Origin of the sequence: Acinetobacter sp. CFCC 11171 (assembly GCF_003268405.1) — a bacterium.
In the GTDB taxonomy this organism is placed as follows: Bacteria; Pseudomonadota; Gammaproteobacteria; order Pseudomonadales; family Moraxellaceae; genus Acinetobacter; species Acinetobacter amyesii.
The window spans coordinates 1-26,910 of sequence record NZ_LQXP01000007.1 but is presented as its reverse complement, the minus strand read 5'-3'; the positions used below and the strand labels follow the sequence as shown (position 1 = coordinate 26,910).

Sequence of the window (26,910 nt, the reverse complement as noted above, 5' to 3'; positions counted from 1 at the left end):
TCCTAATTGTCTTCGTTTGTGTTTTGAAAGTTCACGTTTTATAATTCCCTGTCGTTTATAAGATCAGACAGCTGCAGAGTTTATTATATTGTAATGTCTGACTATGCTAGCTTTCCTACGAATTAATTCCAACAAACTCCGGATGGAGTTTTTACTTACAGGATGCCCGCTGTGAAAAGCAACAGACCTGTCAATTTGTCCATGGGTCAAGTTTTAGACGTAAACTTAAAATCCCCTGTGGCTATTGCATCAATTTTACACCGTCTATCAGGTGTTATCGTATTTTTACTCGTACCGGTCCTTCTTTGGATTTTAGACAAATCTTTATCTTCACCTGAAGGTTTTGCGCAAGTTCAAGCTGTGTTTGATAGCTTTATTGTGCGTTTTGTCGTATGGGTATTTGTAGCCGGCTTAATTTATCACCTTATTGGTGGTATCAAGCATCTATTTGCAGATCTTGGCGTTGCTGAAGAACTTCAAAGTGGTCGTATCGCAGCTACTATTTCATTGATCTTGTCTGCAATCGGTATTGTTGCAGCATTTGTATGGATTGTTCTCTAATGAAAAGTGCTACAGGTTTAACAGGATCAGGTTCTCGCGATTGGTTTATCCAGCGTGTAAGTGCCGTTGTATTGGCTGTTTATACTATTGTTGTACTGGGCTGGATCCTTTGCAATAGCGGATTCACTTTTGAGCAATGGTATGGCTTTATGATGACAACACCAATGAAGATTATGTCTTTATTGTCTGTCTTATCTCTTGTTGCGCATGCTTGGATTGGTATGTGGCAAGTATTCACTGACTATGTGACTACTCGTCAAATGGGTCCTTCAGCAAACGGTCTGCGTTTAGTGCTGACTTCTGCAGTGATTGTTGCAGTATTTGCATACGCGATCTGGGCGATCCAGATTTTTTGGGCAAATTGATAGGAAAATATCATGGGCGCTATAACCCCTAAAGAAGATTACACAAATATTCCACACCTAACTTTCGATGCAGTCATCGTTGGTGGTGGTGGTTCAGGTATGCGTGCTTCTTACCAACTTGCTCAAGCTGGTTTGAAAGTTGCTGTACTGACTAAAGTATTCCCAACTCGTTCACACACTGTTGCGGCGCAGGGTGGTATTGGTGCATCTCTTGGTAACATGCAAGAAGATAACTGGCACTACCACTTCTACGATACAGTTAAAGGTTCTGACTGGTTAGGTGACCAAGACGCAATTGAGTTTATGACTCGTGAAGCGCCTCAAGTTGTATATGAGCTTGAACACCTAGGTATGCCATTTGACCGTAATGCTGACGGTACAATTTACCAACGTCCGTTTGGTGGTCATGCTGCGAACTATGGTGAAAAACCAGTTCCACGTGCATGTGCTGCTGCCGACCGTACAGGTCATGCTCTTCTTCATACGCTTTATCAAAGCAACGTGAAAATGGGTACTCAATTCTTCGTTGAATGGATCGCACTTGATTTGATCCGTAATGAAGAGGGTGATGTGCTTGGTGTGACAGCAATTGACCAAGAAACAGGTAAAATTGCAGTATTCCAAGGTAAAGCAACATTGTTCGCTACTGGTGGTGCTGGTCGTGTTTACCGTGCATCTACTAACGCTTATATCAACACTGGTGACGGTCTTGGTATGGCAGCTCGTGCAGGTATTCCATTACAAGATATGGAATTCTGGCAATTCCACCCAACAGGTGTTGCGGGCGCAGGCGTATTGTTGACAGAAGGTTGTCGTGGTGAAGGTGCGATCCTTCGTAACGATGCTGGTGAGCCGTTCATGGAACGTTATGCTCCGACACTGAAAGACTTGGCACCTCGTGACTTCGTATCACGTTCAATGGACCAAGAAATTAAAGAAGGTCGTGGCTGTGGTCCTAAGAAAGACTACATCTTGCTTGATATGACGCATCTTGGTGCTGAAACAATCATGAAACGTCTTCCATCTGTATTTGAGATTGGTAAGAAATTCGCGAACGTTGACATCACTAAAGAGCCAATTCCTGTAGTACCTACAATCCATTACCAAATGGGTGGTATTCCTACAAATATTCATGGTCAAGTGGTTGTTCCTGTATCTCGTGAAACTGAAGCTTTGGTTGCGAACTACAATAAAGAAACTGGTGTGTACTCACACAATGCGGGTGACCGTGATTTCACTAAACCAGTGAAAGGTTTCTATGCAATTGGTGAATGTTCATGTGTATCTGTACACGGTGCTAACCGTCTAGGTACAAACTCATTACTTGACTTGGTTGTATTTGGTAAAGCTGCTGGTGAACATATTGTTGACTATGTAACTAAACACCACGGTGATGAATATGCACCGCTTCCTACAACTGTTCTTGAAAAAACTTTGAATCGTGTTCGTCATCTTGATGAATCAACTTCTGGTGAAAATGCTCAAGAAGTTGCAGATGCAATCCGTGACATCGTTCAAGATCACGCTGGTGTATTCCGTACATCTGCACTTCTTGAAGAGGGTGTGAAACAGATTCTTGCGCTCGAACCACGTGTACGTAACATTCACTTGAAAGACAAATCTAAAGTATTTAACACAGCGCGTGTTGAAGCTCTAGAAGTTGAAAACCTGTATGAAGTTGCGAAAGCGACACTGATTTCTGCGGCTGCACGTAAAGAATGTCGTGGTGCGCATACAGTGGTAGATTTTGAATTACCACCTGATCATGCTGACTACCCATACGGTCGTCGTGATGATGAGTGGATGAAACACACTTTATGGTTCTCTGTAGATAACCGTCTTGAGTACAAACCAGTACGTTACAAGCCTTTATCTGTAGATGCTATTCCGCCTAAACCACGTACATTCTAATTGGGAGAAGTAAGATGAGTAGAGGTACTCGTACATTTAATATCTACCGCTACGATCCTGATAAGGATGCAGCTCCGTACATGCAAACTTTTAAACTAGAGTTGACTGATAAGCATCGTATGTTGCTTGATGCACTTCTAGCATTAAAAGTTCAAGACGAATCATTAACATTCCGTCGTTCATGTCGTGAAGGTATTTGTGGTTCTGATGGTGTAAACATTAATGGTAAAAATGGTTTGGCGTGTCTTTGGAACCTAAACGACTTACCAGAAGTGATCACAATTCGTCCACTTCCAGGTCTTCCAGTAATTAAAGATTTGGTTGTAGATATGAATCAGTTCTACGATCAGTACAATAAAATCCATCCGTTCCTAATCAACAATCAGCCTGCGCCTCCAAAAGAGCGTTTGCAGTCTCCTGAAGAGCGTGAACATTTAGATGGTTTGTACGAATGTATTCTTTGTGCATGTTGTTCAACTTCATGTCCATCATTCTGGTGGAACCCAGACAAGTTCTTGGGTCCTTCAGCATTGTTGAACGCATATCGCTTCATCATTGACTCTCGTGATACAGCAACTCAAGAGCGTTTGGCTCGTCTTGACGACCCATTCTCATTGTTCCGTTGTAAAGGTATCATGAACTGTGTATCTGTATGTCCTAAGGGTCTTAACCCAACTAAAGCAATCGGTCACATCCGTAATATGCTTTTAGATCTAGGTTAATAGATTTAGCAGTAAAAAGAAGCGCACCATTGGGTGCGCTTTTTTTGTCATATATAAAAGTGATGATAGTGAAAGTTATTCGCTGTCATTGCAGAGTGTTATAAATGGATTTCATAGAAACGTAGTGAATTAAAAGTATAAAGTGATAGATAAATGGTTATTTATTGATGAAACGCTCGTTCAAGTCTGTCAAAAGGATTAGAAGATGTTATTATGTAACGTAGTAAAAAGAGAGAGGATAGGAATGTCAGCTCTCTTTTGTTTTTGTATATGAGATGAGGTAATAATCGAACGTAGACTTTTGTCTTAATTGAAAGATCATTTTATATGTAGCACCATATCATAGATGAAAATACGAACAGTGTATTTCGCTAATTTATGAGAGGTATGTGTCAAAAAAATCAATTGAAAATGCTTGAACGTGTTAGCATTTAAAGTATCACTATATGTAAAAAATGACTTTGAATTAGGTACATTTTTTCTACAATTTAAGCGCTGTAGACGGTATATAAATGTTAATAAAGTCGCTTTAGAAAAGATAATTGCGCAAATTTTATTTTTTCTAAGACGATTTGCAAAAATTGCCCGATTTATGTCGGGTATTTCTCAATGAGTAATGATGCCGCTGAGGGCGTTATTGTTCATTAATCACATTGGGTAATCCTAATGTAGTGATAACGCCTCAAGGCTTAAGCCTAATGGGGACTAATGTCATATTACCAATTTGACATTACTAATCATGGGTTCGCTTAAAAAGCATCCTGAAATGTTTTGCAATAGGAAATGGGTCCACAAATGCAAGAAGTTGCTGACGCACTGCGTCTTGACACTGAACTTAGCGCTGACAGTGCAGCGTATATTGAAGAACTTTATGAGCAGTATCTAACGGCTCCAGACTCAGTAGAGGCTGATTGGCGTGAATACTTCGATAAATTCCCGAAAGGTGATCAACCACACAGCAATGTACGTGAGCAATTCCTATTATTAGGCCGTAATTCAAGCCGTGTTCAGCCAGTAGTGCAAAGTGCAGTAAGTTCTGAGCATGAACGCCGTCAAATCGGTGTATTACAGTTGATCGCTGCATACCGTAACCGTGGTCATCAAAACGCAAAATTAGATCCACTTGGTCTTGCAAAACGTGAAATCGTGCCTGATCTAGATCTTGCTGCGCACGGTCTAACTCAGTCTGACTTAGATACTGTGTTTAATACAGGTAACCTTGCAATCGGTAAGTCTGAAGCAACACTTGGTGAAATGGTTCAAGCAATGGAAGCAACTTATACTGCTTCAATTGGTGTTGAATACATGCACATTGTTGATACAAAAGAAAAACGTTGGATTCAACAACGCCTTGAAGGTACTCGTGGTCAATTTGGCTACACTGCAGACCAGAAAAAACACATCCTTGAACGTCTAACTGCAGCTGAAGGCCTAGAAAAATACCTTGGTAACAAATTCGTTGGTGCGAAACGTTTCGGTGTTGAAGGTGGTGAATCTTTCATTCCTATGGTGAATGAACTTATTCAACGTGCAGGTTCAGTAGGCTGTAAAGAAGTGGTTATCGGTATGCCTCACCGTGGCCGTTTAAACCTTCTTGTAAACATCATGGGTAAAAACCCAGCTGATCTATTTGGTGAGTTCGAAGGTAAATCTCTGCATAAAAAAGGCTCTGGTGACGTTAAATACCACCAAGGTTTCTCTTCAAACGTCATGACTCCGGGTGGCGAAGTTCACTTGGCATTAGCGTTTAACCCATCACACTTAGAAATCGTTGGACCTGTAGTAGAAGGTTCTGTACGCGCACGTCAAGTACGTCGTAAAGATATCGGTGGTGATGATGTATTACCAATCATCGTTCACGGTGATGCTGCATTTGCAGGTCAAGGTGTAAACCAAGAAACTTTCCAAATGTCACAAACTCGCGGTTATACCGTGGGTGGTACAGTTCATATCGTTGTAAACAACCAAGTTGGTTTCACAACGTCTGACCCACGTGATGCGCGTTCTACAGAATACTGTACTGACATCGCGAAAATGATCCAAGCACCGATCTTCCATGTGAACGGTGATGATCCTGAATCTGTATTATTTGTTTCTCAATTGGCACACGATTTCCGTCATACATTCCGTAAAGACGTTGTAATCGATATGTTCTGCTACCGTCGTCGTGGTCATAACGAAGCCGACGAGCCAGCTGCAACTCAGCCAATGATGTATCAAATCATCAATAAAAAAGCGACTACACGTACGCTTTATGCTGACAAGCTTGTACAAGAAGGTGTTCTTGATCGTGCTTCTGCTGATGCAATGGTTGAACAGTATCGTTCTGACCTTGAAGCAGGTAAACACGTTGCAAATGCGTTGGTACTTGAGCCAAACACAAAAATGTTTGTGGACTGGAAACCTTACTTAGGCCACGAATACACAGACAAATGGGATACCACTTTCCCAATCGAACGTCTAAAAGAGCTTGGTGCGAAAATGCGCGAGCTTCCAGAAGGCTTCGTGATGCAACGTCAGGTTGCTAAAGTGATTGATGACCGTCTGAAAATGCAGACTGGTGAAATGCCATTGAACTGGGGTGCTGCTGAAACATTAGCTTACGCGTCTCTTCTAGATGAAGGTTTCCTTGTTCGTTTAACAGGTGAAGACGTTGGTCGTGGTACATTCTCACACCGTCATGCAAAACTTCATAACCAAGTAGATGGTTCAACTTACATTCCATTATGTAACTTGAAAGAAAACCAACCACGTACAGCTATTTATGACTCATTATTGTCAGAAATGGCGGTTCTTGCATTCGAATACGGTTATGCAACGACTCTTCCAAAGAGCCTTGTCATTTGGGAAGCGCAATTTGGTGACTTCGCAAACTGTGCACAGGTTGTAATCGATCAGTTCATCGCGTCTGGCGAAACTAAGTGGGAACGTGTATGCGGTCTGACTATGCTTCTTCCACATGGCTTTGAAGGTCAAGGTCCTGAGCATTCATCAGCTCGTTTAGAGCGTTTCTTACAGCTATGTGCTGAAGAAAACATGCAAGTGATCACACCGACTACACCAGCGCAGATTTACCATGCGATGCGTCGTCAAGCACTTCGTCCAATCCGTAAACCAATGATCGTGACTTCACCGAAGTCTCTTCTTCGTCACAAACTTGCAACCTCTACATTAGAAGAACTTGCAAATGGTTCATTCCAAACTGTGATCGACGAAATCGACAACATCAACAAATCAGACGTAACTCGTCTAGTGCTTTGTGGTGGTAAGGTTTACTACGACTTACTTGAAAAACGTCGTGAAAAAGAATTGAACAACACAGCAATCGTTCGTATTGAACAATTGTATCCGTATCCAGAAGCACGTCTTGCTGAAGTTCTGGCACAATATCCAAACGTTAAAGAATTGGTTTGGGCTCAAGAAGAACCGAAGAACCAAGGTGCATGGTTATTCATCGCTCCGCGTCTGTATGACGACGTGATGAAAGCGGGCAAACAAGTTCGTATTAGTTATGCAGGTCGTGAAGCTTCTGCTGCACCGGCTTGTGGTTCACCATATTTGCACGCAAAACAACAAGCTCAGCTCGTAAATGATGCTTTAGCTATCGTAGCTGAATAACAGGAGATTCTTAATAATGGCAACCGAAATTAAAGCACCGGTATTCCCAGAGTCAGTTGCTGACGGTACAGTTGCAACTTGGCACAAACAACCAGGTGAAGCAGTATCACGTGACGAAGTGATTTGTGATATTGAAACAGATAAAGTTGTTTTAGAAGTTGTAGCTCCTGCTGACGGTACGATTTCTGCAATCGTTAAAAACGAAGGCGATACAGTTCTTTCTGCTGAAGTGATTGCGACTTTTGAAGAAGGTGCTGCTTCTGGCGCTGCTCAAACTCAAGCTGTTCAATCAGAAGAGAAAGTAGAACAAGCTGCTGCGCAAACTCAAGCGGGCGCTGCTCCTGTTGTTGAACGTGCTCAACCTGTTGCTGATCAAGCTCCTGCAGTGCGTAAAGCATTGACTGAGTCTGGCATTGCTGCTGCTGACGTTGCTGGCACTGGCCGTGGCGGTCGCATCACTAAAGAAGATGTTGCAAACCATCAAGCTAAACCAGCTGCTCCTGCTGCTGCGCCATTAAGCGTTGCTGTTGGTGAACGTATCGAAAAACGTGTTCCTATGACTCGTCTTCGTAAGCGTGTTGCTGAACGTTTACTTGCTGCAACTCAAGAAACTGCAATGTTGACTACGTTCAACGAAGTAAACATGAAACCAATCATGGAAATGCGTGCGCAATACAAAGATGCTTTTGAAAAGCGTCATGGTGCACGTCTTGGCTTCATGTCATTCTTCGTTAAAGCGGCAACTGAAGCACTTAAACGCTACCCAGCTGTAAACGCTTCGATTGATGGCAATGACATCGTTTACCACGGTTTCTACGACATCGGTGTTGCTGTATCAAGTGACCGTGGTCTCGTAGTTCCAGTTCTTCGTGATACTGACCGCATGAACTATGCTGAAGTTGAAAACGGTATCCGTGCATACGCTGGTAAAGCGCGTGATGGTAAATTGGGTATCGAAGATATGACTGGCGGTACATTCACTATTACTAATGGTGGTACTTTCGGTTCTTTGCTTTCTACACCTATCTTAAATACGCCACAAACTGCGATTTTGGGTATGCATAAAATCCAAGAACGTCCTATGGCTGTAAATGGTCAAGTTGAAATCTTGCCAATGATGTACTTAGCGCTTTCTTATGACCACCGTCTAATCGATGGTAAAGAAGCAGTAGGCTTCCTTGTAACAATCAAAGAATTGTTAGAAGAACCAGCTAAGCTAATCCTTGATCTTTAATACTTCAGAATAATGCAATGGGCTTAGAGCGATCCTCTAAGCCCATTTTTGGAGATACACATGTCTCAATTTGATTTAGTTGTTATTGGTGGCGGTCCTGGTGGTTATGAAGCTGCTATCCGCGCTGCTCAATTAGGCTTTAAAGTAGCTTGTATTGAAAAACGTATTCATAAAGGTAAACCATCTTTAGGTGGTACTTGCTTAAACGTGGGTTGTATCCCATCTAAAGCATTACTTGATTCATCTCACCGCTATGAAGATACTGTTCATCACTTAGATGACCACGGTATTACGACTGGTGAAGTGAAATTTGATCTTGCAAAACTGCTTGATCGTAAAGACAAAATTGTTAACCAATTGACGATGGGTATTGATGGCCTACTTAAAGGCAATGGTATCGAATGGTTAAAAGGTACAGGTAAATTACTTGCAGGTAAGAAAGTTGAGTTTGTATCTCACGAAGGTGAAACTCAAATTTTAGAACCTAAATATGTAATCCTTGCATCGGGTTCTGTGCCGGTAAATATTCCAGTTGCACCTGTAGATCAAGACATTATTGTTGACTCTACTGGCGCGCTTGAGTTCCCAGAAGTGCCTAAACGTCTTGGCGTAATCGGCGCGGGTGTAATTGGTCTAGAACTTGGTTCTGTTTGGCGTCGTCTAGGTGCTGAAGTTGTTGTATTTGAAGCAATGGACGCATTCTTACCAATGGCTGATAAAGCTTTGGCAAAAGATTACCAAAAAGTATTGACTAAACAAGGTCTTGATATCCGTGTTGGCGCTAAAGTTGCTGGTACTGAAGTCAATGGCCGTGAAGTTACTGTTAAGTACACTCAAGGCGGCGAAGACAAAACTCAAACTTTCGATAAATTGATCGTTTGTGTGGGCCGTAAAGCATATGCAGAAGGTTTATTGGCTGAAGATTCAGGCATTAAACTCACTGAACGCGGTTTAGTTGAAGTAAACGATTGGTGTGCAACTTCAGTTGAAGGTGTATACGCAATTGGTGACTTGGTACGTGGTCCAATGCTTGCACATAAAGCAATGGAAGAAGGCGTAATGGCTGTTGAGCGTATCCACGGTCATGCAGCTCAAGTGAACTATGACACTATCATCTCTGTAATTTACACACACCCAGAAGCGGCGTGGGTTGGTTTAACAGAAGAGCAAGCGAAAGAAAAAGGCCACGAAGTTAAAACAGGTCAATTTGGTTTCGCTGCAAATGGTCGTGCAATGGCTGCTGGTGAAAACGCAGGCTTTGTTAAGTTTGTTGCTGATGCGAAGACAGATCGTCTACTCGGTATGCACGTGATTGGACCTGCTGCGTCTGACATCGTACACCAAGGCATGATCGCACTTGAGTTCGTATCAAGTGTTGAAGACCTACAGTTAATGACTTTCGGTCACCCGACATTCTCTGAAGTCGTTCACGAAGCTGCACTTGCAGTCGATGGGCGTGCAATTCACGCGATTCAGCGTAAACGTAAATAAGATGTAAAAAGAGCGGCTTAGGCCGCTCTTTTTTGTTTCAGATGGTTGTTTTAATTTGAATAATCATCTAAAAATAAAGATAAGAAATATTTTAAGATTTAAAAAGGTTAAAGCTGCTTTGACGGATGTCTGGGCTTTAATGGGTCATAACAAAGCGAAGAAAGAGTAAAAGGTTGTTCAATGAATCTACACGAATATCAAGCTAAAGCGTTATTAAAAAAATATGGTATGCCAGTCCAAGAAAGCGTATTTGTAACTACCGCAGAAGAAGCAGTCAAAGCTTTTGAGCAACTGGGTGGTAAGTTTGCGGTACTCAAAGCCCAAGTGCATGCAGGTGGTCGTGGTAAAGCAGGCGGCGTTAAAGTCGTAAAATCTGCACAAGAAGCCACTGATTATGTGAACCAAATGGTCGGCTCACGCTTAGTCACTTATCAAACAGATGCATTGGGTCAACCCGTCAGCGGTATTTTGGTATCTGAAGATGTTTATCCAGTAGAGCGTGAATTGTACCTAGGTGCTGTAGTTGACCGTTCTAGCCGTCGTGTGACCTTTATGGCATCGACTGAAGGCGGTGTTGAAATTGAGAAAGTTGCAGAAGAAACGCCTGAAAAAATTATTAAAGTTGAAGTTGATCCTCTGGTTGGATTGTTACCATTCCAAGCACGTGAAGTGGCGTTTGCTTTAAACCTAAAAGATGGTCAAGTGAATCAATTTGTCAAAATCATGTCTGCGGCTTATCAAGCATTTATTGAAAATGATTTTGCTTTATTTGAAATTAACCCGTTATCCGTACGTGAAAATGGCGAGATTTTATGTGTGGATGCAAAAATTGGTATCGACTCAAATGCTTTATATCGCTTACCAGAAATCGCAGCACTACGCGATAAAACGCAAGAAAATGAGCGTGAGCTGAAAGCATCAGAATTTGATCTGAACTATGTTGCCTTAGAAGGCAATATTGGCTGTATGGTCAATGGTGCTGGCCTAGCGATGGCAACCATGGACATTATTAAACTCTATGGTGGTCAACCTGCAAACTTCCTAGATGTAGGCGGTGGCGCGACCAAAGAACGCGTAATTGAAGCCTTTAAAATCATTTTGGCGGATAGTTCTGTGCAAGGTGTATTAATTAATATTTTTGGTGGGATTGTACGTTGTGACATGATTGCTGAAGCAATTATTGCAGCGGTTCAAGAAGTAAATGTGACTGTACCTGTGGTTGTTCGTTTAGAAGGGAACAATGCAGAATTGGGTGCAAAATTACTTGATGAATCAGGTTTGAAATTGATTTCTGCAAATGGCTTGGCTGATGCTGCAGAAAAAATTGTTGCTGCGGTAAAAGGCTAAGGGAGTAGAGATCATGAGCGTATTAGTTAATAAAGACACCAAAGTATTGGTACAAGGTTTTACCGGTAAAAACGGTACATTCCATTCTGAACAGTCAATTGCTTACGGCACAAAAGTGGTCGGTGGGGTGACTCCGGGTAAAGGCGGCACACAACATTTGAATCTACCCGTATTTAATACCATGAAAGAAGCGGTGCGTGAAACGGGTGCAACGGCAACCTCGATTTATGTACCTGCACCATTTGTCCTAGATTCAATTATTGAATCTATTGATTCAGGTGTAGAGCTGATCGTTGTGATTACGGAAGGTGTACCGACACTTGATATGCTAAAAGCGAAACGTTACCTAGAAACCTATGGTAACAATGCACGTCTAATTGGTCCGAACTGTCCAGGGATTATTACTCCGGGTGAGTGTAAGATCGGTATTATGCCGGGGCATATTCATCAACCAGGTAAAATCGGCATTATCTCGCGTTCAGGGACTCTGACCTATGAAGCTGTAGCGCAAACCACGAAGCTGGGTCTAGGTCAGTCGACGTGTATCGGTATTGGGGGAGATCCAATTCCGGGCATGAATCAAATTGATTGCTTAAAGCTGTTCCAAGACGACCCGCAAACTGAAGCGATCATCATGATTGGTGAGATTGGTGGTACAGCAGAAGAAGAAGCGGCTGAATATATCCAGTCGAATGTAACTAAGCCTGTTGTCGGTTATATCGCGGGTGTGACTGCACCAAAAGGTAAACGTATGGGACATGCAGGCGCGATCATTTCGGGCGGTAAAGGTACAGCAGAAGAGAAATTTGCTGCTTTTGAAAAAGCCGGAATGGCCTATACCCGTAGTCCTGCTGAATTAGGCTCAACTATGTTTGAAGTCTTAAAGTCAAAAGGTCTTGCTTAAGTACGGTAAGTTTCTGTTAATAAAACCCCCTCAAATGAGGGGTTTTTTTATTTTTATTTAATAATAGTGGGTGAATAGTAAAGAAAATTTATAAAATCAGCATATTCTCATTCATTATTAACACTTTAGTATGAATAATTAACCAAATTTAATCGTCAAAATATGATATAATGTGAAACACGTCACATTAATTTAATTTGATGAATAATTACTCTTCTAACGTGAATAATCACGATTTATAAATCTTATTTATCTCGTCTATGTTTCTTGTCGATTTTTTCGAGCCTTCCTACGGTTGTATTTGCAGTTGATAATATTGATCAGCAAAGAGAACAAAGTGTTGCGGATATCCGTGTCGGTAAATTGGATCAGGGATTTAACCAATTACAAGTTTTATTAGCGCAACATCCTGAAAATCAGAAGCTCATTGCAGATTACACGCTCCTGCGTTATGCAAATGCAACCTTTAGCTCTAGAGATGTGACTTACTTGGCGCAGATTAATCCAGATACGTTTCCAGATTATGGCAAAGTCAGTGTCATCAAAGCTTTACGTGATCTTAAACAATATGATCAAGCCTTACAGTGGGCACAAAAATTTTATCAGCAGGATCAATCGGAACAGTGGTTGATTTGGCAGGGTGTGTTGCTGGCAGAATCAGGTCAAAAAGATCAAGCAAAACAAAAACTGGCAAATCTCAACTTACAGTCGCTTGGTGCAGATTATCTTTCGCAATTGGCCTATGCCTATCGATTATTGGATATGCCTGCTGAATCCCTCAATGCAGCGAAATATGCGTTAGAAAAACAGCCCAATGCAGATACCCAAGAACAGTTCGTATTGGCTTTATTGCAAAATAGCGATTTTGCCACTGCGCAAAGCTACATTCAGGCCAATGGACTCAATAGTTCTAAGCCAGTGTTGCAATATTTGCTCAAGATGAATGAGTTCTCACAGCGTATCCAACAAGGCATTCAAGCTTCAAAAAATGCGTTTGATATGAAGCGTGGAGCAACGGCATTTGAACCACTAGATCGTGTTCTGGCTGAAATGAGAGCTTATGAAGACTCACTTCCTGCAGATGAAGCCAGTAAACGTAAATTTTACTATGAATATATCTATGCCTTAAATGCACGTAATGCTTCGAAGCAGGCACTGGCACAAGTAGATAAAACAGGTCAAACAGCTAAAGAAATGCCTGCTTATGTACGACATGCTTTGGCAGACAGTTATTTAAAATTACGTCAACCTGAAAAAGCTGAGCCTTTATATCAGAGTTTATTTGCTGAAAAAAATTATGCGGACTATAACGTCTATGCTGGTTTGTACTATAGCTTGATTGAACAAGAAAAATTTAAACAAGCCAATCAGTTAATCGACACTATGGACAAACAGTTGCCGACCTTTGTTTATAGTAATGCGAAAGGGGTAGATAAGGCGCCACACGATGATCGTACTGAATTTATTGCGTTGAAGGGATTGAACTTTGCTTATCGCAATGAACATGAAAAAGCTGAACGTTACTTTAATGACTTAACCGCAAAGGCTCCCGGCAATATCGGTTATCAAAATAATTTGGCATTAATTCAACGTTGGCGTGAAAAACCAGAGCAGTCTCAGCATACTTTGGCGCAGCAGAATAGCTTGGAGCCCATTTCACAGGGAACGCAAATTAACCGCATGCAGAATTTCCAAGCTTTAAGTCAAATTCAAGCTTGGCGTGAACTCAATCAATATATGGTCAGCCATGTCGGTGATGATACGGGCGTAAAACAAAGTAAAAAAGAATTGGATGATCGGAATCGTGCGTCAATTCAACATCAGAGTACCTTTGCAAAAAGTGAGTCGGATGATCCTCGTGTACAAAATCGCCTGAAAGGTTCACGTGAACAGGAAAACTGGACGCGTATCAATAGCCCATGGTTTTACGATAATTATCGACTCTTTGCAGACCATAGCAATCGTTGGTCGAAGTATGAGTCTGGCAAATTAAAAGACCAGCGGATTGGCATGGGTTTAGAGTGGGCTTCGGATCGTAAAGCTGCATCTGCATTATTCTCTCAAAGCACCGATGGCGACCGTTTTGGTGTGCAATTGGATTGGTCACATTGGTTAAATGATCATTGGAACTATGCACTGGGTTATGACAGCCAAGCGGATATTCCATTGCAATCTTTGGCACAGGACCACGAAGGGCAGGCTTATCGTTTTGCATTGAACTGGCAACAAAATGAATCACGCAAGGCAGGCGCAAGTTATCAATTGACCGATATTGATGATGGAAATCTACGCCAAGAACTCTCTGGATACTTTAAACAACAATTCCAACAATCCCCGCATCATATTTCTGCGGCAACACTGCGTGGTTATTACGGAAAAAATGATTCGGTTGATGTGCCATATTTTAACCCTGAACATAGCTATAGCGCTGAAGTGACATTGGAACATGATTGGATGACATGGCGTGACTATGAACGTCATTTTAACCAGCACTTTGCAGCAACTATCGGTACATTCGGACAAAAAGGCTACTCAAGTCGTCCGATTTATAATTTGTATTATCAACATGATTGGCAACTCTCACGCACGTGGAAATTGAACTACGGCATAGGTTGGGGTTCACATCCGTATGACGGAAAAGATGAAGATCGTAGCTATGCAGTTGTTGGATTTGAGGGGCGCTTCTAATGAAAAATACATTAATACACCGCATGTTGAAGCAAAGCTTAGTTCTAGCTGTGACTTTGCCCATCAGTACGACATATCTGTTTGCTGAAAATAATGTGCCAAAAACTGCAAATTTGGCGATGCCTGAACTTGATGAAAGTACCGCACATAACCAATTTGTAACGCTGACTTTTCATGATGTTCGGGATGATGTTGCCAAACGTGGTGATCGAGATGTCTATGCGATAAGTACGCAAAATCTTGGGCAATATTTTGCGTGGATTAAACGAGAAGGTTGGCAACCCATTCGTTTAGAAGATGTCATGCAGGCTCGCTTACAAAAGAAAAAGTTACCTGAAAAGGCACTGTTATTAACCTTTGATGATGGTGCGCTAAGTAGTTATAGCAAAGTTTTTCCATTGTTAAAGCAATATCAATTTCCTGCAGTTTTTGCTATTCCAACCAGTTGGATTAATGGTAATACCAAAGATGCTTATGAAGCTTATGGTGTGGGTAATTTGATGAATTGGGATCAAATGCGGGAAATGCAAAAGTCGGGATATGCCGAATTTGTGTCGCATTCGGATGATCTGCATCATGGTATTTTGGCAAACCCACAAAAAAATATGGAACCTGCTGCGATTACACGTCAGTATTTTCCAGCTCAAAATCGTTATGAAACCGATGCTGAGTTTGAGCAGCGTATTGTGCAAGATTTGAAGAAATCTAAACAAGAACTCGATCGTCAACTGGGTATTCATAGTATGGCAATCTTCTGGCCATACGGTGCAGTTACACCGGAAATTGAGGGATATGCACGTAAAGCAGGACTGCCCATGTCCTTTAGCTTGGGTAATGTGGTCAGTCAGGCAGATTCAGTGCATACCTATCAGCGTGCCTTGATTATGGATAACCCAACACCAGAGTTTATCCACCAAAATATGGAAGACTTTATCGTTGAAGCTCGTGCGCCTTATAAACAACGTAAAACATTCCTGAATTTTAATTTGGCTGAATTACAAGCGCCAACGTCTGAGCAATCAGATCAGAAGTTGGGGACATTATTAGACCAGGTCAATGCGTTAAAAACCAATACATTGCTTTTAAATGCTGCGGTTGATCATGATGGTGACGGCAAAATTGATGCCTTATTTTTCCCAAATTCAAAACTACCGATGCAACAAGATTTACTGAATCGCACTGTATGGCAGGCCCGTACACGAATTGGTAATCGAGTGTATGCACAGCTTCCAATCAGTTTGGAGTTACAGCAGGGGATTAATTTGACAGACCTAACGGCAGATCTATTGAAAAACAATAGTTCGCTTGAAGGTTTAATTATTAACACCGGTAACAGCTTGGACTGCGCTATTCATTCAGCACAGTGGTCAATCGCATGTACTGAGCAAGTGCAAAAAATTATTGCGATTAAAGAGCGTAGTAAGGCGCAAGCGCATTTTTATTCCAATATTAGTAATGACAACCAAACCGCGCTCAAAGTGAATTTAACTGGACATCAATTTTCTGGATTAAAACCTTTAGTGACTCGTGCCTTAACAGCATCGGACTTTCTGTATTTAAGTATTAATCCAGGTCAGCATCCGCAAAGTTTTAAAGCTTTTATGTCCGCATTGAAGACTTTGAATACAGAGCAAAAGCAACGTTTGATTGTCAGTTTAGATATCAATCCAAATATGAGCGAGAAAGATTGGACACAGTATCAGCAAAACTATCAGGCTTTACGGGCAGCGTCGGTTCAAAAAATCGGACTGAATAATTATCAGCTTCAGGATGGCGAACGCGTTCAACATCACCTATATCAAAGCATCAGCTTGAATGGCAGTCCACTGACTTATCGTGATCCGTATATACGAGGAGGTCAGTAATGCAAGAATGGGAACTGAGTTTTAACGATCTGTTTTTTGCCTTTGCTTTCCTATACCCCTTGTTTATGGCGTGGATTTGGATTGCTGGAGGCGTGTGGTTCTACTTAAAGCGAGAATGGAAACAACCTGAACTTCCCGTGCCAACCGTACACGGTTGTAGCATTATTGTTCCTTGCTTTAATGAAGAAGCACAGGTACGTGACACGATTCGATATGCGATGCAGAGCCAATATCCAAATTTTGAAGTGATTGCGGTGAATGATGGCAGCAAAGATCGAACCGCTGAAATTTTAGACCAATTGGCACTCGAATATCCGAGATTGCGTGTGGTGCATTTGGCTGAGAATCAGGGTAAAGCGTATGCGTTACGTGCAGGCGCGATGGTCAGCCAATTTGAATACTTGATCTGTATAGATGGTGACGCATTGCTGCATCCGCATTCGGCACTTTGGATGATGCATCATCTGACCAGTTTTCCACGCGTGGGCGCTGTAACCGGTAATCCACGTATTGTGAACCGTTCAAGCATCTTGGGTAAAATTCAGGTTGGAGAGTTTTCTTCGATTATTGGCTTAATCAAGCGATCTCAAAGAACCTATGGTCGTATTTTTACAGTATCAGGTGCAATTGCAGGTTTCAGAAAAACGGCACTAGACCGCATCGGTTATTGGCGTGATGACATGATCACAGAAGATATTGATGTGTCATGGCGTTTGCAGTTTGATCATTGGGATTTGCACTATGTACCGCAAGCCCTTTGCTATATCTATATGCCAGAAACATTTAATGGACTTTGGAAACAACGTTTACGTTGGGCTCAAGGCGGCATCGAAGTACTATTTGCCTATTTACCTAAAATATTTAAATGGCGTTTACGTCGGATGTGGCCGATTGCATTCGAATCTATCATTAGCGTGATCTGGGCATATGTCATGTTCAGTATTTTTATCTTGTATTTTTATGGTCTATTTTTCTCATTACCGGGTGAGTGGGCGATTCAATCACTTTTACCTCAATGGTATGGAGTGATTTTAGGCGTGACCTGTTTATTCCAGTTCCTCGTGAGTTTATGGATCGATCGCGCTTACGACAAAAAACGCTTACTGCGAAATTATTTTTGGGTGATTTGGTATCCCTTATTTTTCTGGATCTTAGCCATGCTGACAACGGTCGTTGCTTTGCCAAAGACTATTTTTAAAACCCAAAAGCGTGCGCGTTGGGTCAGTCCAGACCGTGGATTTAGAGGGGAGGAAAACAATGAACCAAGTTAATTTACAAAATCAGAAGCCAGTTGCAGATTCAGATTTTAAAATTATTCAAGATGAATCATTGCTTGAATTACCTGAATATATTGATAAACCTGAATACGTCAAACGCAAGTCAGCAGGCTATGGTCTGATGGCAGTCGGGTGGATGCTTTGGATGTGGTTGTTTTTACCGCTATTAACCCTTGTGTTTTGGTGGTTTGAAGGCACGGTGGTGTATTCACAGGTTATGGATCAGTCCCAACCGATGACCAGTCTATCGATCATGAAATTGATTTTCTCAATCGGAATCTTTATTTGCTGTCTATTTGTTTGGGCAAGTTATAACTGGATGCGTTTTCATGGGGAAGACCGTAGAAAGGCGCCAGAGAATGCTCAAGATGAAGATTTGGCGAAAAGCTTTCACGTAAAAGCCAGTGATATAGCCACGATGCGAGAATCAAAAAATATCACATTGCACTATACGGATGATGGTCAATTAGAACACTATAAAATCAACAGCTAATCAGCGTTCTTCATCAGATCTAGAATCCTAGATCTGATGATGTAGGCATTTGTATCAGTCATTAGCTAGGGCAGGTGCAAATGCCTTTTTTATTTGCTGTGCATCTGGATGATTTTGCATGAAATCATCTGGATAATACCCGATATGTTGCACACCATGTTGTTCCAGTAAACGGATGGTGTCAGTCAGTTCCTGATTGGAAATAGGTTTTTGATGATTCCAATCGGTCACTTGAAGTTCAAAAATGGTACGGCTCAAATTGGGATCATATATTTTGGCACGCTCGATCAAGTTTAAATAAAACTGACGATGGTCATTTGCCTTTTCCATATAGGGCATGGCCATGATGGCGTTGTAATTATAATGTTGATACGTGCTGGCATTGGACTGGCTAAACCATTTTTCACTGTTCGGGTTCAGCACAGCTTCAGCATACATATTGCGAGCAAAATGTAAGTCGGGTTGCTGCTGTTTTAAAATCTGACTGATGCCTTCAGCAAATTGGTCTAGATAAGCGGTTTTGTAGCGTGAAAATTCAAGCTGCTGCGCATGCTTTGGTTGTCCAATCAATTGTTGATCGAAGCCCCATGTTTTGTAGGTCTGAAGCGCTGCGGTACTATTATCCTCAAAATCATTGAGAGTGATATCGTCATGATAAAGAATGCCATCCACTTTATTTTGCTGAATAAAGTCTAGAAAAATTTCTGCTGTGTATTGTTGGTTTCTTGGGTCAAAGGGCGATATTCGAATATAACCTTTCTTTTCACTTTGGCTTTTTACATATTGCAGCGGGTACTGTTTCGGGAACTCCCACGCAATTAAAGGCAGCCATGCATATACGGTTTTTACTTGAGTCTGCTGTCGTATTTCGTGCAAAACACGTTGAAATAAATCTGAGCGCATTGGGATATAGCGATTTTTAAAATACACCGCATCAGCCGAACCATTGGCATCAGGGTCTGCAAAAGCTTGTAGAAAAATCGTATTGGCTTCAATGTGACGGATACGTTCGATCAATGCACGGATATTTTGTTCTTGTTGAGCCTGATTGGCATCATATACATAATCTAAGTCGATATGCATGATGCGCATACGTTCAGGAGTACTTGGCTTTTGTGTATTGTTGGTCGAAGTTTGATGTATAGAATTGGCTGATGGATATTGCTTGACCAAGTCTTGTATAGGGTGGTGGATAATACGTACCGTTTCAGCACTGCTACAGCCTGAAAAGACCAAACCGAAGCAGGTCATTAGACCTATTAATTTTTTAAAGGGGCGTAGGGAAGTAACGGCATTTAAGGAAGAAGTCATATTTATACTTGCACTGAGCGTATTATCATTCGTAAATGTTTTCATCGCATATTTTGCTGCACGTTTTAGCAAGTACAGCTAAGCAGAATATGATGAATTTGAAGATTGTAGCAAGATTGCAGGGGAAGGGTTATTCTTAAAAGTGTGATTTGGTTTGCACTTTGTTGTGATCCAGTATTTCGTCATTTTACAGTCATGATTTGGTACTGAACGAATTATTTAAGCTCTCGTAAGTCTTCCTTGTCGATGATCTCAATAAAAAAACCGCAGGATTAAGCTGCGGTTTTTTAGCGTGTAAAACGAATTAACCAGCTTTTTTGTTTAAGCTCTGAGTTAAACCGTTAATATCGCCACCTTGGATACCAAGCTCACTCATCAAGCTATCAATCAGTGGGGCCTGGCTGCGGTAGCGTAAGGCACTATTCACCACTTGGTCTGATAAGGCAACATTGCCGCTGCCTTCGTGGTGAGCATCACCTTGGCAAGAACCTGCATGACCACCATTTAGACCATTTACTTGCAAAATCTTAATGTCATCAATGTTTTCCATTGGTTTAACACTTTCGCGAATGATTTCTGGTAAGTATTTCAGCATCGCTAAACGAATTTGCATTTCAACCTGTTCAGATGACAATACGTTGTTTGCTTCGTTCACTGCACGTGTACCTTCAGCATCAACTTGGTATTGTTTTTCCATCGCTTGAGCCAACAGAACTTTTGCGTCAGCTTCACCTTTGGCTTTTAAGCGAACTTTTTCAGCTTCGGCTTCAGCTGCAATACGAATCGCTTCTGCATCATCTGCGGCTGCTTGTTTACCCGCTTCAGCCGCGACAGTAATGGCAATCGCATCTTTCTCCGCTTTTTCTTTCGCAGAGACTAATTCGACAGCTTTTTGACGTTCAGCTTGTTGGATCTGACGAACGGTAATCACTTCTTCTTCGGCTTTTACCGCTTGAGCACGTGCTTGATCGGCATGTGCTTTAGCTTCAGATTCAGCACGAGATTTTTCAGCAATGGCAATGGCACGGTCTTGCTCAGCCAATTCAATGGTTTTCTTTTGTTCCACTTGGGCTTGCTGAATAATTTGTGACTTTTGAATATTTTGATTTTCAACGTCACGTGCAGCAGTAATACGCTTTAAGTCAACTTCACGTTCAGCAGCAATACGCGCTTCTTCGGCTTCACGTTTTTTAGCAGCTTCTTGTGATGCAATTTCTGCAAGCTGTTCTGCACGACGGATTGAAATTTCACGTTCTTGTTGCAGTTTTGCATATTCTTCTTCACGCAAAATTTGTAGACGTGCTTGTTCTGCTTCTAAGTTCTTGGTCTTAATTGCAAGATCTGCATCTTGTTCAATCGCATTACGTTTACGACGACGGTCTTCAATGGTTTCTGTCAGTTTAGTTAAACCTTCAGCATCGAACGCATTTTGTGGGTTGAAATATTTAAAGCCTGTTTGGTCTAAGCCAGTTAATGAAACGGTTTCAAGTTCCAAACCGTTTTTATGTAAATCTTCAGACACCACTTGCTGAACTTTTTGTACGAAGTCGACACGTTTTTCATGCAACTCTTCCATCGCCATTTCTGCGGCAACTGCACGTAGAGAGTCAACGAATTTACCTTCGACCAAATTCTTTAACTCATTTGGCGACATGGTCTTTTGACCTAACGTTTGTGCTGCGGTAGCAATCGAATCTGCGGTTGGTTTCACACGGACATAGAACTCCGCCATCACGTCGACACGCATACGGTCACGTGTAATCAGCGCTTGGTCATCTGCACGGCGTACTTCAAGACGTAGGGTGTTCATATTGACTGGAATAATTTCATGCAGCACAGGAAGCACAATAGCACCGCCACCTAAAATCACTTTTTCACCGCCGAAGCCTGTACGCACAAATGAAATCTCTTTACTTGAGCGACGATAAAGTCGAGCAATAATAAAACCAATAAAAATAAGTGCGGCAAAAATTATCCCGACTGTTACAAGGATACCGCTTGGAATAATGTCTAACATGGACGTTTATCTCTTTTGTTGTAGTTCAAGTTAACCCTCTAAAGTGCTAACAAGTTTGGTTTAAAAATCAGTATTTTGTTGACTCATCATGACTTCGAGATTTACAGAAGGAATGACGCGCTAAATGTATTTATATGGTGTTAGAAGAACTGATCGAGCATCAATTCATTCAAAATTTAGAGCATGGTGGCTTGAAAGCCTACATTTGTTTTTTGGGTTAAAACCACTGATTGACCTTGGCTGAAAATTTCATCTTGTTCAGGTTCAACCAAAATATAATGGGTCAATCCGTGTTGATCTTTGACTTTGGCTTGAGCAGGAGACTGTGGTCGTGCATCACCCAAAATGATCGTGGCCGTTCTACCGATCAATTCATCACTATAAATGGCGGTTGTTTCATCTTGCGGTAAAATACGGGCAATGAGCATTGCGCTAAAACGTACGAAGGGCATGCACAGAAAAATACAGGCTGGTGCAATAATCCATGCACTGAACATCATACTGGTCATTTGGTTAACGACGGCTTGAATAGTAAAGCCCAATAAACTATAGACACATAAGAAAATGATGAGCCATACAAACAGCGGAATACGACCTAAATACAACCAATCGAGCACACGTGTCACGATACCTGCATCGGCATCTACACCTAGCTCTGCATTATGACCAACATCCTCAGGTAGGAATTGATCTAAGAAGCCTTGAGAACCACCCCCTAAAATTGTTAACACAATCTCAAAAAGTCCAAACAAGAACATTAAGCAGAGACTGATGCTAAACACGATATTAGACGGGTGAGTAAACAATTCCCACATTATATTTATCTCTATATTTATGCTTATAAAAAATCAAAAAAAATAATTCTGGCTGAATTTTTTTCAGTAAATAAAATAACATTATCTGTCGAAATTGTGTAAAAAAATTACAGATCGGATTAACAAAAAGTCGGCTTTTATGTGAGCTATTACTAAGTTTTTCTTTAAAAATAGTTGATCAATTAAGTTAGGATTATCTAAATCTAAAGTTAATAGTATTTCTGCTTTACCCATTTAAGATTTAAGTCATTGTGATCAATCAAATTTTCAGTCTAATTGCAGATATATAAGTGGTCGTGCTCAAGGGAGAGAAATGGCCTGTTAAACGGCACAGAAAACAATGTTAGGAAATGTAAATTTATAAGCGTCACAGCAGTGCTGAGGGCTTTGCCGTGACTTTCGATGTCATATGAAGATTTGAACTGGCGTTCAATAGAGCGCTTTTTAGTAAGCTTTAACCCTTTTTATAACAATGAGGTTTGAATGCGTACTTTCATATCTAAAGCCGCTTGAACAATAAAGGTTTTCATCCACTTCACTTGTTCGCCCATCGGATTGGTTTTAATCGCAGTGTCTAAAAAGCCCATGCTTTCAAGTTGAAACAATTGCTTTTCGATCTCTTCTTCTAACTGGGTGCTATTGGCTGCGAGCGGGAAATGGATTAAGTGAAATGCTTTGGGAAAATTATAAAAAGCATAGAGCAGATTAAATGCGCGTTGATCGGCCTTTAAATTGCCAGCGCCAATTTCGTAGCCGCGATCTTGGTTACTGTGAGTCACCCCAATCAAAAATTCGAGTTTATTGTCCAAAAGTCGTAGGCCGAACTGAAGGCCAATTTGGTCAGCACTCAGCTCATGCTGAATAAAGTTATTCAATGGGCTGCCGTCATCATTCAAGGCTTCTTGGAGCACGAGCATGTGTGAAGAATGCTGATAAATATAGCCAGCAAGACCTGCGGCTTCAATCAGCGACTTTAAGGTTTCAAGCGTATAGTGACTATATGGCATATCAATAACTATTGGAGAGTGATATAGCTACTTTAGGTAATTTGAGCGAGTTTGAATACCGATTGTTTAGAGGATTTAGCGATTAGTTAATTGATAAAAAATTGCGTAAAATTACGGATCTCGGACTAGAATAATAATGAAATTGATAAGTCTATCGTATTAAATTAATTAAAATTGATAAGCAGTATCAGACAATTTGTATATGACGAATAAGAATATCAATATCACAAAACAAGCAATCGTTATGAAAGCTTAATCACTATAATGTATATATATCTTTAAAAGTGTAATAAGTACACATATTCTAAGCTGGTGTTGTCCATGTCATTAAATGAGGAAAGACTTACTCATCTTAAACAGCTTGAAGCTGAGAGTATTCATATCATCCGTGAAGTTGCTGCTGAGTTCGAAAACCCAGTCATGCTGTATTCAATCGGTAAAGATTCAGCGGTCATGCTGCATCTTGCTTTAAAAGCATTCTATCCTGCCAAACTTCCATTCCCACTACTGCATGTAGACACGGGTTGGAAATTTAAAGACATGATTACTTTCCGTGACAACATGGCAAAAGAGCATGGCTTTGATTTGATCGTGCATCAAAACAAAGAAGGTAAAGATGCAGGTGTAAATCCGTTCGATTACGGTAGCTCAAAATATACTGATATCATGAAAACTCAAGGCTTAAAACAAGCACTTGATAAATATCAGTTTGATGCGGCTTTCGGTGGTGCGCGCCGTGACGAAGAGAAATCTCGTGCTAAAGAACGTGTTTACTCTTTCCGTGATACCAAACACCGTTGGGACCCTAAAAACCAACGTCCTGAACTTTGGAATCTTTACAACGGTAAAGTGAACAAAGGCGAAAGTATTCGTGTGTTCCCATTGTCTAACTGGACTGAGTTGGATATTTGGCAATACATCTACCTTGAAAATATTAAATTGGTTCCTTTGTACTTGGCTGCTGAACGTCCAGTGGTTGAGCGTAACGGTACTCTGATCATGGTTGATGATGAGCGTATGCGTTTGAACGAAGGTGAAGTGCCACAAATGAAATCGGTGCGTTTCCGTACTTTAGGTTGTTACCCACTTACAGGTGCTGTTGAATCAACTGCAACAACTTTACCGGAAATTATCCAAGAGATGCTTTTAGCCACCACCTCTGAACGTCAAGGCCGTATGATCGACCATGATGAAGCAGGTTCGATGGAAAAGAAAAAGCAGGAAGGTTACTTCTAAAAATCTCTCCCCTTGCGCAGCATTGCTGCTCATCTTTGAAAAAGAGAGGAGAAAGTCCCTTTATAAAGGGGAAACAGGGGATAAAAGAAACCGATTTCAAAAGAATATGTGGAGCTTTGAGCAATGTCTCATCAATCAGATTTAATTAGCCAAGACATCTTGGCGTATTTAAAACAACACGAAAATAAAGACCTTCTACGTTTCCTCACTTGCGGTAACGTGGATGATGGTAAATCGACTCTAATTGGTCGTTTACTTTACGATTCAAAATTGATTTATGAAGATCAATTGCAAGCCGTAACTCGTGACTCTAAAAAAGTCGGTACTACGGGTGATGCGCCTGACTTGGCTTTACTTGTAGATGGTCTGCAAGCGGAACGTGAGCAGGGTATTACCATTGACGTGGCTTACCGTTATTTCTCTACAGAAAAACGTAAGTTCATCATTGCTGACACCCCAGGGCATGAGCAGTACACACGTAACATGGCAACTGGTGCGTCGACTGCAGATTTAGCGATCATCTTGATTGATGCGCGTTATGGCGTTCAAACTCAAACGCGTCGTCACTCATTTATTGCGAGCCTTTTAGGTATTCGTAATATTGTGGTTGCAGTGAACAAAATGGACTTGGTTGAATTCTCTGAAGCACGCTTCAATGAGATTCAAGCTGAATACAACGAGTTCGTGAACCAATTAGGCGACCGTAAACCTGCGAATATCATCTTCACGCCTATTTCTGCGTTGAATGGTGATAACGTTGTAAACAAATCGCCAAATACGCCGTGGTACCAAGGTCAGACTTTAATGGAGACTTTGGAAACTGTTGAAATTTCGCATGATACGAGCAAGCACGAATTCCGTTTCCCTGTTCAATATGTCAACCGTCCGAACCTCGATTTCCGTGGCTTCTGCGGTACGATTGCACTTGGTGAAGTGAAAGTTGGCGATACCATTACTGCATTACCATCTGGTAAGTCTTCGACTGTTAAAGAAATCGTCACTTTTGACGGTAACTTAGACCATGCTGTTGCAGGTCAAGCAGTGACTTTAACACTGAACGATGAAATTGATATTTCACGCGGTAACGTATTGGTAAAAGCGGGCGAACAGCCGTTAATTTCACGTTCTGCACGTGCCTCTGTGGTATGGATGACAGATGCGCCTTTAGTAGTTGGCAAACTTTATAATGTGAAGTTTGGTACACAAACTATTCCTGCGAAAGTTGCGAAAATTAACTATCGTACCAATGTGAACACACTGGAAAAAACGGAAGTTGAACAGCTTGAATTGAATGCGATTGCAGATGTAACGATTGAGTTTGATGCGCCAGTGGTATTTGACCGTTACCAAGACAGTCGTTACACAGGTTCATTTATATTTATTGACCGTTTAAGCAACGTGACTGTTGGTGCGGGTATGGTTGAATCTGCAGTTGAATGGACTGCACACAACGAGCCTGTAACTGCTGAAGCGCGTGCTGCACGTTTAGGTCAAAAACCTGCTGCTGTGACTGTGACTGCTAAAGCCCTTGAAAATGCGCAAGCGATTGAAAGCTTGTTGATTCAGCAAGGTGTAGTTGCGATTGCGAAAGCAGGTTTGACTACAGAGCAAGTTGCACTAGTTCGTGAAACAGGTGTGGTTGTGATTACGGATACTGCTGAAGGTACTGATGTGACTTATACAGTGGAGACTGCTGAAGAAGTTGCTGAGAAAATTGTTGAGTTGGTTCGTCTGTAATAGACTGAATTGATTTAAATAAAACCCGCTGATTGGCGGGTTTTTCTTTTTTTTTAAATTTGGTATTGTATTATGTCAAATTAAATTAATATTTTTTAGGATTTTCTTGTGACAATAGAAACAATAATAGCAACAGAATTGAATCCTTCCGGTTTGGACAATGCCTTAATTGATTATATTAATTCTTATGATAAAGAGTTGGGTTTAGAAGATGGTATTTTGTACTATGGATTTCCAGTTTTTAAAAATTATGAAGAGCAAATAATAAAAACAAACTTTTTACTAGTATCGAAGAAAGTAGGAGTCCTATT

20 protein-coding genes are annotated in these 26,910 nt (G+C 41.2%); 16 read left to right on the top strand and 4 right to left on the bottom strand.

Going from position 1 to position 26,910, the window contains the following annotated elements; all coding sequences use genetic code 11:
- Nucleotides 1-162: 162 nt before the first annotated feature.
- The 13 genes from sdhC (at nt 163) to pgaD (ending at nt 18,476) form a co-directional block, all read left to right on the top strand.
- Entirely contained in the window at nt 163-561 is a 399-nt protein-coding gene (gene sdhC, locus AVJ20_RS05165; protein ID WP_078192993.1) for a succinate dehydrogenase, cytochrome b556 subunit, read from the top strand.
- Nucleotides 561-926 carry a succinate dehydrogenase, hydrophobic membrane anchor protein gene (gene sdhD / locus AVJ20_RS05160; protein ID WP_078192992.1) on the top strand — a complete coding sequence of 122 codons (366 nt, stop codon included), beginning with the start codon at nt 561-563 and terminating at the stop codon, nt 924-926. The genes sdhC and sdhD overlap by 1 nt, the downstream gene beginning before the upstream one ends.
- Before the next feature lie 12 nt (nt 927-938).
- Nucleotides 939-2,837 (top strand): succinate dehydrogenase flavoprotein subunit, encoded by a 1,899-nt coding sequence (gene sdhA, locus AVJ20_RS05155; RefSeq protein ID WP_078192991.1) that lies wholly within the window; start codon nt 939-941, stop codon nt 2,835-2,837.
- A 14-nt stretch (nt 2,838-2,851) separates the two neighbouring features.
- On the top strand, nt 2,852-3,559 hold the full coding sequence (locus tag AVJ20_RS05150; RefSeq protein WP_078189905.1) for a succinate dehydrogenase iron-sulfur subunit: 708 nt from the start codon (nt 2,852-2,854) through the stop codon (nt 3,557-3,559).
- Nucleotides 3,560-4,354: 795 nt separating this feature from the next.
- Nucleotides 4,355-7,177, top strand: coding sequence for a 2-oxoglutarate dehydrogenase E1 component (locus tag AVJ20_RS05145; RefSeq protein ID WP_111884450.1), 2,823 nt, complete (start codon nt 4,355-4,357; stop codon nt 7,175-7,177).
- Nucleotides 7,178-7,193: 16 nt separating this feature from the next.
- Complete coding sequence (odhB, locus tag AVJ20_RS05140; RefSeq protein ID WP_111884404.1) at nt 7,194-8,411, top strand: 2-oxoglutarate dehydrogenase complex dihydrolipoyllysine-residue succinyltransferase; 1,218 nt, start codon at nt 7,194-7,196, stop codon at nt 8,409-8,411.
- 60 nt (nt 8,412-8,471) lie between these two features.
- Nucleotides 8,472-9,902, top strand: coding sequence for a dihydrolipoyl dehydrogenase (gene lpdA, locus AVJ20_RS05135; protein ID WP_078192989.1), 1,431 nt, complete (start codon nt 8,472-8,474; stop codon nt 9,900-9,902).
- 180 nt (nt 9,903-10,082) lie between these two features.
- Nucleotides 10,083-11,249 carry an ADP-forming succinate--CoA ligase subunit beta gene (sucC, locus tag AVJ20_RS05130; protein WP_111884403.1) on the top strand — a complete coding sequence of 389 codons (1,167 nt, stop codon included), beginning with the start codon at nt 10,083-10,085 and terminating at the stop codon, nt 11,247-11,249.
- Between the two features lie 13 nt (nt 11,250-11,262).
- Nucleotides 11,263-12,153: a succinate--CoA ligase subunit alpha gene (sucD, locus tag AVJ20_RS05125; protein ID WP_078192987.1), complete on the top strand. Its 891-nt coding sequence runs from the start codon at nt 11,263-11,265 to the stop codon at nt 12,151-12,153.
- 267 nt (nt 12,154-12,420) lie between these two features.
- Nucleotides 12,421-14,841 (top strand): poly-beta-1,6 N-acetyl-D-glucosamine export porin PgaA, encoded by a 2,421-nt coding sequence (pgaA, locus tag AVJ20_RS05120; RefSeq protein WP_228157161.1) that lies wholly within the window; start codon nt 12,421-12,423, stop codon nt 14,839-14,841.
- A complete protein-coding gene (gene pgaB, locus AVJ20_RS05115) occupies nt 14,841-16,706 on the top strand; it encodes a poly-beta-1,6-N-acetyl-D-glucosamine N-deacetylase PgaB (RefSeq protein ID WP_111884401.1) in 1,866 nt (621 codons plus the stop codon). Before pgaA ends, pgaB (AVJ20_RS05115) begins: the two co-directional genes overlap by 1 nt.
- Nucleotides 16,706-17,977: a poly-beta-1,6-N-acetyl-D-glucosamine synthase gene (gene pgaC / locus AVJ20_RS05110; protein WP_111884400.1), complete on the top strand. Its 1,272-nt coding sequence runs from the start codon at nt 16,706-16,708 to the stop codon at nt 17,975-17,977. Before pgaB (AVJ20_RS05115) ends, pgaC begins: the two co-directional genes overlap by 1 nt.
- Nucleotides 17,964-18,476 carry a poly-beta-1,6-N-acetyl-D-glucosamine biosynthesis protein PgaD gene (gene pgaD, locus AVJ20_RS05105; protein ID WP_111884399.1) on the top strand — a complete coding sequence of 171 codons (513 nt, stop codon included), beginning with the start codon at nt 17,964-17,966 and terminating at the stop codon, nt 18,474-18,476. Before pgaC ends, pgaD begins: the two co-directional genes overlap by 14 nt.
- 54 nt (nt 18,477-18,530) lie before the next feature.
- On the opposite strand, the gene pgaB (AVJ20_RS05100) is transcribed toward pgaD, so the two are convergent.
- From pgaB (AVJ20_RS05100) to AVJ20_RS05085, 4 genes are all read right to left on the bottom strand, one after another.
- Entirely contained in the window at nt 18,531-19,787 is a 1,257-nt protein-coding gene (gene pgaB / locus AVJ20_RS05100; RefSeq protein WP_171319211.1) for a poly-beta-1,6-N-acetyl-D-glucosamine N-deacetylase PgaB, read from the bottom strand.
- 304 nt (nt 19,788-20,091) lie between these two features.
- Nucleotides 20,092-21,804: a flotillin family protein gene (locus AVJ20_RS05095; protein WP_111884397.1), complete on the bottom strand. Its 1,713-nt coding sequence runs from the start codon at nt 21,802-21,804 to the stop codon at nt 20,092-20,094.
- 176 nt (nt 21,805-21,980) lie between these two features.
- Nucleotides 21,981-22,619: a YqiJ family protein gene (locus AVJ20_RS05090; protein ID WP_111884396.1), complete on the bottom strand. Its 639-nt coding sequence runs from the start codon at nt 22,617-22,619 to the stop codon at nt 21,981-21,983.
- A 464-nt stretch (nt 22,620-23,083) separates the two neighbouring features.
- On the bottom strand, nt 23,084-23,626 hold the full coding sequence (locus AVJ20_RS05085) for a hypothetical protein (protein WP_111884395.1): 543 nt from the start codon (nt 23,624-23,626) through the stop codon (nt 23,084-23,086).
- A gap of 321 nt (nt 23,627-23,947) precedes the next feature.
- On the opposite strand from AVJ20_RS05085, the gene cysD reads away from it, so the two are divergent.
- From cysD to AVJ20_RS05070, 3 genes are all read left to right on the top strand, one after another.
- Nucleotides 23,948-24,862, top strand: a complete 915-nt coding sequence (gene cysD / locus AVJ20_RS05080; RefSeq protein WP_078189893.1) for a sulfate adenylyltransferase subunit CysD — start codon at nt 23,948-23,950, stop codon at nt 24,860-24,862.
- 123 nt (nt 24,863-24,985) lie between these two features.
- Nucleotides 24,986-26,599, top strand: coding sequence for a sulfate adenylyltransferase subunit CysN (gene cysN, locus AVJ20_RS05075; protein WP_111884394.1), 1,614 nt, complete (start codon nt 24,986-24,988; stop codon nt 26,597-26,599).
- A 108-nt stretch (nt 26,600-26,707) separates the two neighbouring features.
- Nucleotides 26,708-26,910 (top strand): hypothetical protein (locus tag AVJ20_RS05070; protein WP_162689730.1); only part of this gene is annotated, 203 nt, incomplete at its 3' end.

Excerpts from the sequence above, each read along its gene's own strand:
- sdhC (WP_078192993.1), top strand. The coding sequence starts at position 163 with ATGCCCGCTGTGAAAAGCAACAGACCTGTCAATTTGTCCATGGGTCAA.
- sdhD (WP_078192992.1), top strand. The coding sequence starts at position 561 with ATGAAAAGTGCTACAGGTTTAACAGGATCAGGTTCTCGCGATTGGTTT.
- sdhA (WP_078192991.1), top strand. The coding sequence starts at position 939 with ATGGGCGCTATAACCCCTAAAGAAGATTACACAAATATTCCACACCTA.
- AVJ20_RS05150 (WP_078189905.1), top strand. The coding sequence starts at position 2,852 with ATGAGTAGAGGTACTCGTACATTTAATATCTACCGCTACGATCCTGAT.
- AVJ20_RS05145 (WP_111884450.1), top strand. The coding sequence starts at position 4,355 with ATGCAAGAAGTTGCTGACGCACTGCGTCTTGACACTGAACTTAGCGCT.
- odhB (WP_111884404.1), top strand. The coding sequence starts at position 7,194 with ATGGCAACCGAAATTAAAGCACCGGTATTCCCAGAGTCAGTTGCTGAC.
- lpdA (WP_078192989.1), top strand. The coding sequence starts at position 8,472 with ATGTCTCAATTTGATTTAGTTGTTATTGGTGGCGGTCCTGGTGGTTAT.
- sucC (WP_111884403.1), top strand. The coding sequence starts at position 10,083 with ATGAATCTACACGAATATCAAGCTAAAGCGTTATTAAAAAAATATGGT.
- sucD (WP_078192987.1), top strand. The coding sequence starts at position 11,263 with ATGAGCGTATTAGTTAATAAAGACACCAAAGTATTGGTACAAGGTTTT.
- pgaB (WP_111884401.1), top strand. The coding sequence starts at position 14,841 with ATGAAAAATACATTAATACACCGCATGTTGAAGCAAAGCTTAGTTCTA.
- pgaC (WP_111884400.1), top strand. The coding sequence starts at position 16,706 with ATGCAAGAATGGGAACTGAGTTTTAACGATCTGTTTTTTGCCTTTGCT.
- pgaD (WP_111884399.1), top strand. The coding sequence starts at position 17,964 with ATGAACCAAGTTAATTTACAAAATCAGAAGCCAGTTGCAGATTCAGAT.
- pgaB (WP_171319211.1), bottom strand. The coding sequence starts at position 19,787 with ATGACTTCTTCCTTAAATGCCGTTACTTCCCTACGCCCCTTTAAAAAA.
- AVJ20_RS05095 (WP_111884397.1), bottom strand. The coding sequence starts at position 21,804 with ATGTTAGACATTATTCCAAGCGGTATCCTTGTAACAGTCGGGATAATT.
- AVJ20_RS05090 (WP_111884396.1), bottom strand. The coding sequence starts at position 22,619 with ATGTGGGAATTGTTTACTCACCCGTCTAATATCGTGTTTAGCATCAGT.
- AVJ20_RS05085 (WP_111884395.1), bottom strand. The coding sequence starts at position 23,626 with ATGCCATATAGTCACTATACGCTTGAAACCTTAAAGTCGCTGATTGAA.
- cysD (WP_078189893.1), top strand. The coding sequence starts at position 23,948 with ATGTCATTAAATGAGGAAAGACTTACTCATCTTAAACAGCTTGAAGCT.
- cysN (WP_111884394.1), top strand. The coding sequence starts at position 24,986 with ATGTCTCATCAATCAGATTTAATTAGCCAAGACATCTTGGCGTATTTA.